We start from the raw sequence: 7,446 nt of genomic DNA on the forward strand, positions 1-7,446 counted from the left end.
AAGTCGTGGCGGACATACAACAAAAATCCACACAGTTGTTGATGGTCTTGGCAATCCAGTTTATTTTCAATTATCTTCTGGTAATTTACATGATAGCACACTTGCTGTGGATGTTCTTTCAAATATTTATATAAAAGGCAGTAATATTTTAGGTGATAAAGCATATGGTACAAAGGAAATTAAGAAATATATTGCTTCACAAGAAGCTTCCTATACAATTCCACCTAAAACAAATGCGCAGAATCCATGGCATTGTGACTGGTGGGTATATAAAGAACGCCATTTAGTAGAATGCTTCTTTAATGAAATCAAGCATTTTCGCAGAGTTTCAACTCGCTATGACAAGCTTGCGTCTTCATTTCTTGCTTTTGTTTATGTTGCGTCCATTTTTATTTTATCAAAATAGCATAAGGCAATATTGTTTTCAGACACACCCTAAAAGAAAAATTTTTGATAATGCAATAAAACAAGGTGTATTTAGTTTTGATGAAAGTGCTAAATTAAGAGAAGAAAACAATGGAGAAATACCTTCAGATATTCTTGATATGCTTTGGACTAATCATAAGTTAAATGCTATTGATACTCCTTATGGAACTTGTTTGCAAAGAACAAATGGTAAGTGTACTTTTGCTAAACAGCCACCTTGTTTGACTTGTAATAGTGGTAATCCTTGCAGAGACTTATGTGTTGGAGCATTTGAAGGAGATATTCAAAAATATGAAATACTAATAAATTCAACAAAATCTATGATAGAAAGTGCTAAAGTTTACAATAGAACAGAAATGGCTAAAGAAAATGAGGAACTACTTAATTTATATGAGGTTATTCACTCTAAAATAATAAAAGGAAATATAATTTATAGTAGATTAGATAGGTTAAAGAAAACCGGTGAACATAATGAATAAATATGACCGTAAAGAACAACTGAAACAACTTCATGAAGAACGTAAAGTTAAGACTCAACAAAAGGTAGATGAAGCAATTCAGAGACTTATTAAAGCACAAAAGCCTATTAATTTTAATAGTGTTGCTAATGAAGGTGGTGTAACTAAAGCAACACTATATAATAATAAAGATATTAAAGAAAGAATTGAAACATTAAGATTACAACAATCTAAAGTTCCTACTCCATCTCAAGTTAAAAGAGAAATGGATGAAAATAATAAAGATGCCATAATTGCCAGCTTGAAAAGAAAAATCAAAAAATTAGAAGAAGAAAATAAAGAACTTAAAGAGCAATTAAAGATTAGTTATGCTGATATATATAAACAAATATAATCTAATATTATAAAATTAGACCAACAATTGTTGGTCTTTATATTTTGTCACATATTATACATATATAGTTTGTATAAAAGACCTAATATTAATATTTTTTCAAATTAGGTCTTGATAATTTTATTACTGTTCTTTTTGTTGTTTCATTTTAGTAAAAATAATATTGACTTTTGAAAATAATTGTAAATAAATCTTATAAATAGTATAATAATGAAAAGAATATTATCTATAAGGGGATGTAGAAAAATGAAAAAATTTAAAAAAATTGTAGCTAGCTTAGTTACATTTATGTCATTACTAGCAATTAATCCAATAGTTGCACATGCAGAATGGAGGCAAGACTCTAATGGTTGGTGGAACACAGAGGGAAGTTCGTGGTCAGTTGGTTGGAGACAGATAGATGGTAAATGGTATTACTTTAATGCTGATGGGTATATGGCACATGATACTACAATTGAAGGTTACTATTTAAATAGTAATGGAGCATGGATAAATAATGTTGCTACTCAAAACTCAACATCATATAATTCTAATAGTAGTTCAAGTACAAGTAAGCAATATGTAGATTCAAATGGACAAGGTCTAATAAAAGGAAGTAAAAATAATATATATCATGTTCCAAATAGCAAATACTATGATAAAACTACTAATGTTGCACAATGGTTTAAAACTGTTGAAGAAGCAGAAAATGCTGGTTATAGAGCACCAGAGAAATAATGAAAGGTTTAATTTATAAATATTTGAAATAGGATTTAGAGTTACTTTTATAGTAGCTCTCTTTTTATGCAGAAAATTATATTTAGAAGGACAATAGATACAATAAAACAAGACAACAAGACAGGGAGGTGATTTATTAATGTTAGATGAAAAACATATGAATGCGATTAAACTATTAAGCCCTAAAACTATGTCAAAAGCAGAGATTGCTGAAAGAGTTGGCATTAGTACAAGAACCCTGAACAGATGGGAGAATGATGAAGAGTTTAGGGCTGAGCTTGACCGACGGAGAGAACAGTTAAAAAAGACAGGTAGAAATGAAATTACTGATGATATATGTACTTATATTAATAATATGAAAGAAATGGCTAATCAAAAGACTGATAACAGAGTGAGATTCCAAGCTAATAAGTATCTTATAGATCAATGTCTTGGTTCTCCTAGTGCTGTTAAAGAGGATAGTAATAATACTTCTAAAGAAAAGGAAGGAACAGATCAGAATGCACTAAAGAATGAGATAGATGAGATAAAGAATATTAGGGTTGTTAAGTAGATTATTTCCCAAAATGAATATTAAAAGAAATAGAATTGATGCAAAGTTATTTCGCAAACGGCTGATTTAGCGAAATTATTAAAAGATAATGAAATGCTAAATAATGACTGTATTACTTGTGTTAGAAGGGTTTTGCATAGAATTGCACATTTGAAATAAACGAAATGTATAAAAAAGTTGCATAAACAGTGAATAATATACTAAATATACATGGCTTTATGTATATTTAGTAGCGTATTATTTCCCGAGTATTGAGGCTTTCTTATGGCTCTATTATAGCATATAATTAGGCTTATACAAGGGCGGGGATAGGTTCTAAAAATGAACATCTAAAAAATCGCGTCACCCAGTTCCACAATTTCTATAATATTTTTTAAAAGTCGGGATAGCTGCTATGGTATAACTAAGCCTACTTACTATAGATACGCTAAAGAATATAATCAAAATTTGAAATAAAACAGAAAGCACTTATTTCTTGTGGTAAGTGCTTTTAGTATATCTAAATTACAATATTTTATGGTGTTTTATAAATTCATTAAGTTGTAATTTAATTTTTATGTGTCCTGTAATCTCTGGAACATTTGCTAGTATAGTCATTATAGAGCCAATAATATAAAATATTTCACTTTCGTTATTTGACATTATAAACACCTCATTTACTTTTAGTATATTGGATATAGTGTGTAAATGTTAAATAATAGTATGATTAAAACTAGTAGAAACTTAATTTTATTAATGATTGGAATATTAATAAAATGTCAAAATCCGATTGAAGAAATATTTTAATTGTTAGAAAATAAGAGAAGTTTTTAGATAATTTTTATTATATTATTTGAAATTATAGAAGGAATTTACATAATTGTATAGAATAATAACTATGAAGGAGGTGGGAATATGAAAATAGCTAAAAAGAAAGTTATCTTACCATTATTATCATTAGTATTATTTACTTGCATTTTTGTACAAACCCCATCAGTATGCTATGCAGGTACATGGAAATCATTTACTCAATCATTTGGTAGTGCAAGTACTATTTATACTAACCAATTTAGTATGAATGGGCAAGGAATATCAATTAATGTAAATGCATCACCGTTTTATAGTGGTAATAGAATGAAGGTTACATTACAGTATTATGATTCAAGTAATAATTCATGGAATGATTCAGGAGCTGAGCCAGCTCGTTATTCTAAGAACGGAGAAACTCAAATTTATAACTGGAGTCATACTGGAACATGGCGTTTTAAAATAGAGTATGATGAAAGCGTTAGAAGTACTACTGTAAAAGTTGACTATTTTGTTTATTAAAAATAATTAAATAAAAGAACTCTAGAAGTAGGGTTCTTTTATTATGTATAAATTTAAAAATTAATTAGAAAGGATGATAGCATGTTAATACCATTTGAATTTCCCTAGTGATGAAGCAAGAAATAAATGGTTGCTTTATCACTACTTGAAAAAATCCTATACAGATATATTCATTCCGGAGGATAAAGCTGAGGAATTAACTGAAAAGAGAATACTTGAAAACTCTAAGAATTTGTTTGGGTTACATGGATTAGCATGGCAACTTGGTCAAATATCCTTGGAGTTTTTTTGTATGTATTTTATGCAGGATATTTATTTACCCAAAGAAGACAATGCAGCTGCTCCAATTGCTGAAGTTCATGAAGAATTATGGCATGATATTCAAGAATCAATTATAGGTAATGGGCCAGAACAATTAGGTAGAGTTCTTCCTAGAGGTACTGGAAAAAGTGCTTTTGGTACTTTAGGGCCTACTTGCTGGAGTGTTGCTTATAAGCATAAGACATATGTACTTATTTGTTCAGATATAGGAAGTACTGCAGAAAAGTTTATCAAAGACATTAAAGATAATATGATTGAAAATGAGTATATTGAAAGTGCATTTGGTAAGCTACTTGATGATAAAAGTAGAGATTTTATTTGTAATTCTACTCAATTAGAATTTACTAACCATACTTTTGTTGAAGCTATTTCTTCAACTTCACCAATGAGAGGTAGAAAATATAAGAATGTTAGACCAGATTTAATAATCTTAGATGATTACCAATCAGAAGATGACGTTAGAACTGAAGAAGCTAGGGAAAAGAAGTGGAAAAGATATTCTGATGATGTTAAGTTTGCTAAGCAAAGGCCAGTAAAAAGAAATGGTAAGATAATTAAAAAAGGTACTGTGCTTATGGCTTGGGGAACTCAACAACATAAAGAGTGCTTCTATTCTAGGTTGATGAAATCTGCTACATGGACGTTTAAAAAGGAAAAAGGTGTTCTAGTTGATGATTTTATAGACGAAGAAGGCAAGAAGACTAATGGTGTTGACCATTTATTTACTACTGGCTTATGGAAAGAATTTAAGGATGTTCTTTTTGAATTTAAAAATAATACAAGATTAGAAGATGCTAAAGAATTTTATTATGAACATGAAGAAGATATGCAATTTCCTATATTGTGGAGTGAATTTTGGACTTGTTTAGAGTTAGCAATGGATTACTATGAAAATCCAAACTCATTTAAACAAGAAGTTCAAGGTGATGTTGATTCTATAGGAGAAAAATGGTTTAAGTCAATGAATACTGAAACTAGAGAAGAAATTGAAACTCATGATTTTATAAAAACTATGATTTTTGCAGATCCAGCAGCTAGTGGAGGTAGAAAGAATGACTATAGTGCTTTCTTAGTTGGTTCCACTGCTACTAACGGCAATAAGTATGCTAGAAAAGCTGAGTTAGCAAAGATAAATGCTAGAAAAGAGTTTGATAAATATGTTGGTCATATGATTGAACTATTATTGGAATATCCAGAAGCAACCCATGTATCTATTGAAAAAAATACTTTCAATGGGGCAGATGCATTTATGTTAGAACAATTGATAAATGAGCATCCAGTTTTAGAGTATAGAAATATTGAAATTATTAATGAGCAACAAAGAAAGAATAAGGATGATAAAATTTCAACTGCAATTCCATATGTAAATAAAGGTGAAGTTGTTTTTGCTAAAGAAGATGAAGAATTTACGGATCAAGTAATGGAATTTGCAGGTCAAAAGTTTACAGTACATGATGATGCTGCTGACATAATGTCAGAATTTATTCAAAAAATTGATTTAATTGAGGTTGTTAATACAATTCAGATATTAGATAGGAAGGCATTTGGACTATAGGAGGTGATAGAATTGAATTTTAGTGAATTAATAAAACAAATAGTTACCAAACAAGTAATACTTGATATGGGAATTCCAGATCATTTATCTTTAATTAAAAAGATTTATGGTACATATTATGCATACAAACAGACTTATGAAAAAATGTATCGCTATTATAATGGTGATACAGATGCAATGAGAAAATATTTATTTGTAACTGAAAGATCTAATTTGAAAATTAATGCTAATTTTATTAAGAAATTCATTAAAGAAGAAGTAAGTTAGACTGTTGGTAATCCGATAACCTATGAATCGAGAAAAGGCGATTCTGATATAATTAATGATATTGAGTATTATACTGCACATTGGGATGAATTACATGATACTAATTTAATGAAGTATCTTTTAATTCAAAATACTTTAGATAGGTATATTGATACAATGTATCAAATTGCTTGTCATATAAACCACAATGAGAAAATGCAAAGTAATTTAAGTGGGATTGCTTTAAGGTCACGATTGATTGCACTGGAAAATAAATGTAAGCTGGAAGAAAAGGCACATAAGAATATAATTAAAAGCAGATTGAAGTTCTTATGTATGTACTTAAATCTAAAGAAAAGCAAAAACTATGATTATAAAGACATTAAAGCTCTATATACTCCTAATATTCCTCAAGATGATTTTACAACAGCACAAATGTTAAACCAACTTCCAGAAGGAATTGTTTCTAAAGATACTGGTAGGGGTTTATTTAGTTTTATACATAATAAAAGTGCAGAAGGCGAAAAAGTAAAAAAAGATCAGCGAGAAACATGGACTAAAACAAGTTTAGATAAGGCAGTTGGTAATGATGGATAAGAAAAAGCTTACTCCTGAGCAACAATTTTTTAATAATAAAACTTTAGAGTTTGCTAAAGAGTTATATGACCAGAGTGAGGAAAAACTAAAGGAAGCCTATAGAGGTCAGATAAAAAATAGGGATGATTTGCTTAGTAAAATAGCAAAGATATTATTATCTTATAACATAGCTGATAATATTTTGAAAATAAATGTAGCAGAAAAGAAAATATTGTATTCAAAGCTAAGTGATTTAATAGTCACTAATATAAAATGTGAATTAGAATTTGAAGCTAATTTAACTAAATAGATATTAACTAGTGTTGGTAAGGAAAAATTCAATACAAATAACTATGTATATAGTTTAGGAACTGATTTTAAGTTAACTCACCTTAGTGATGGAGCTTTGAAAAAAATAATCAATACTAAAGTAGATGATAAGCTTTGGTCAGATAGGATTTATACAAATAAAAATGATATGTGCATGGTTCTACAGGACGAAGTTGAAAAATTTCTAAAAGGTGAAACTAATGTTAACCAAATTGAAAAGAAAATTATAGAAAAGTATGATACTAATGCACATGAGACTAAAAGGTTAGTATAAGATAACATATGCAGAGTTCAGGAAGGCACTAATGATATTTGGCAACATGAGCATGATATAAAATATGTTATGTATATGGCTATAAATGTCAACCTAGAAATGTAACTTTTCGATCATTTAAGAATGTAGTTTTTTAATCTTCTTCTTGCTTAAAATGATCCTTCAGTCTATACGATTTTCCGTTAATTGTAACAACATGAGCATGATGTAAAACTCTATCTAAGATAGCATTAGCGATAACAGCGTCATAAAAAATATCATCCCAAGAATTAAAATTTATGTTGGTAG

General features: G+C 29.0%; 13 protein-coding genes. 11 read left to right on the forward strand and 2 right to left on the reverse strand.

Annotated elements, in window-relative coordinates; all coding sequences use genetic code 11:
- The 5 genes from CLPUN_RS03325 to CLPUN_RS03345 form a co-directional block, all read left to right on the forward strand.
- Positions 1-406: IS5 family transposase (locus CLPUN_RS03325; protein ID WP_143328965.1), on the forward strand; the 406-nt coding region annotated here is incomplete at its 5' end.
- Positions 375-905: a hypothetical protein gene (locus CLPUN_RS03330; protein ID WP_077845970.1), complete on the forward strand. Its 531-nt coding sequence runs from the start codon at positions 375-377 to the stop codon at positions 903-905. The genes CLPUN_RS03325 and CLPUN_RS03330, both read left to right, overlap by 32 nt.
- Complete coding sequence (locus CLPUN_RS03335) at positions 898-1,278, forward strand: DUF6262 family protein (protein ID WP_077845971.1); 381 nt, start codon at positions 898-900, stop codon at positions 1,276-1,278. Before CLPUN_RS03330 ends, CLPUN_RS03335 begins: the two co-directional genes overlap by 8 nt.
- A 246-nt stretch (positions 1,279-1,524) precedes the next feature.
- Positions 1,525-1,995 carry a sunset domain-containing protein gene (locus CLPUN_RS03340; RefSeq protein WP_077845972.1) on the forward strand — a complete coding sequence of 157 codons (471 nt, stop codon included), beginning with the start codon at positions 1,525-1,527 and terminating at the stop codon, positions 1,993-1,995.
- Positions 1,996-2,134: 139 nt separating this feature from the next.
- Positions 2,135-2,548, forward strand: coding sequence for a phBC6A51 family helix-turn-helix protein (locus CLPUN_RS03345; RefSeq protein ID WP_077845973.1), 414 nt, complete (start codon positions 2,135-2,137; stop codon positions 2,546-2,548).
- Positions 2,549-3,052: 504 nt separating this feature from the next.
- Here CLPUN_RS03345 and CLPUN_RS27460 read toward each other — a convergent pair.
- Positions 3,053-3,190 carry a hypothetical protein gene (locus CLPUN_RS27460; protein WP_158078690.1) on the reverse strand — a complete coding sequence of 46 codons (138 nt, stop codon included), beginning with the start codon at positions 3,188-3,190 and terminating at the stop codon, positions 3,053-3,055.
- A gap of 252 nt (positions 3,191-3,442) precedes the next feature.
- On the opposite strand from CLPUN_RS27460, the gene CLPUN_RS03350 reads away from it, so the two are divergent.
- From CLPUN_RS03350 to CLPUN_RS28490, 6 genes are all read left to right on the forward strand, one after another.
- Positions 3,443-3,856 carry a hypothetical protein gene (locus CLPUN_RS03350; protein ID WP_077845974.1) on the forward strand — a complete coding sequence of 138 codons (414 nt, stop codon included), beginning with the start codon at positions 3,443-3,445 and terminating at the stop codon, positions 3,854-3,856.
- Positions 3,857-4,001: 145 nt separating this feature from the next.
- Positions 4,002-5,732, forward strand: coding sequence for a hypothetical protein (locus CLPUN_RS03355; protein ID WP_242954032.1), 1,731 nt, complete (start codon positions 4,002-4,004; stop codon positions 5,730-5,732).
- A 12-nt stretch (positions 5,733-5,744) separates the two neighbouring features.
- Complete coding sequence (locus CLPUN_RS29325) at positions 5,745-5,999, forward strand: phage portal protein (protein WP_341423935.1); 255 nt, start codon at positions 5,745-5,747, stop codon at positions 5,997-5,999.
- Between the two features lie 108 nt (positions 6,000-6,107).
- Positions 6,108-6,575, forward strand: a complete 468-nt coding sequence (locus CLPUN_RS29330) for a phage portal protein (protein WP_341423937.1) — start codon at positions 6,108-6,110, stop codon at positions 6,573-6,575.
- Positions 6,568-6,864: a hypothetical protein gene (locus CLPUN_RS28485; protein WP_242954033.1), complete on the forward strand. Its 297-nt coding sequence runs from the start codon at positions 6,568-6,570 to the stop codon at positions 6,862-6,864. Before CLPUN_RS29330 ends, CLPUN_RS28485 begins: the two co-directional genes overlap by 8 nt.
- Positions 6,865-6,960: 96 nt before the next feature.
- Positions 6,961-7,158 carry a hypothetical protein gene (locus CLPUN_RS28490; protein WP_242954034.1) on the forward strand — a complete coding sequence of 66 codons (198 nt, stop codon included), beginning with the start codon at positions 6,961-6,963 and terminating at the stop codon, positions 7,156-7,158.
- A 133-nt stretch (positions 7,159-7,291) separates the two neighbouring features.
- Here CLPUN_RS28490 and CLPUN_RS03370 read toward each other — a convergent pair whose 3' ends face one another.
- Positions 7,292-7,438: an ATP-binding protein gene (locus CLPUN_RS03370; RefSeq protein ID WP_278281595.1), complete on the reverse strand. Its 147-nt coding sequence runs from the start codon at positions 7,436-7,438 to the stop codon at positions 7,292-7,294.
- Positions 7,439-7,446 lie beyond the last annotated feature (8 nt).

Origin of the sequence: Clostridium puniceum, from assembly GCF_002006345.1 — a bacterium.
Taxonomy (GTDB): domain Bacteria; phylum Bacillota; class Clostridia; order Clostridiales; family Clostridiaceae; genus Clostridium; species Clostridium puniceum.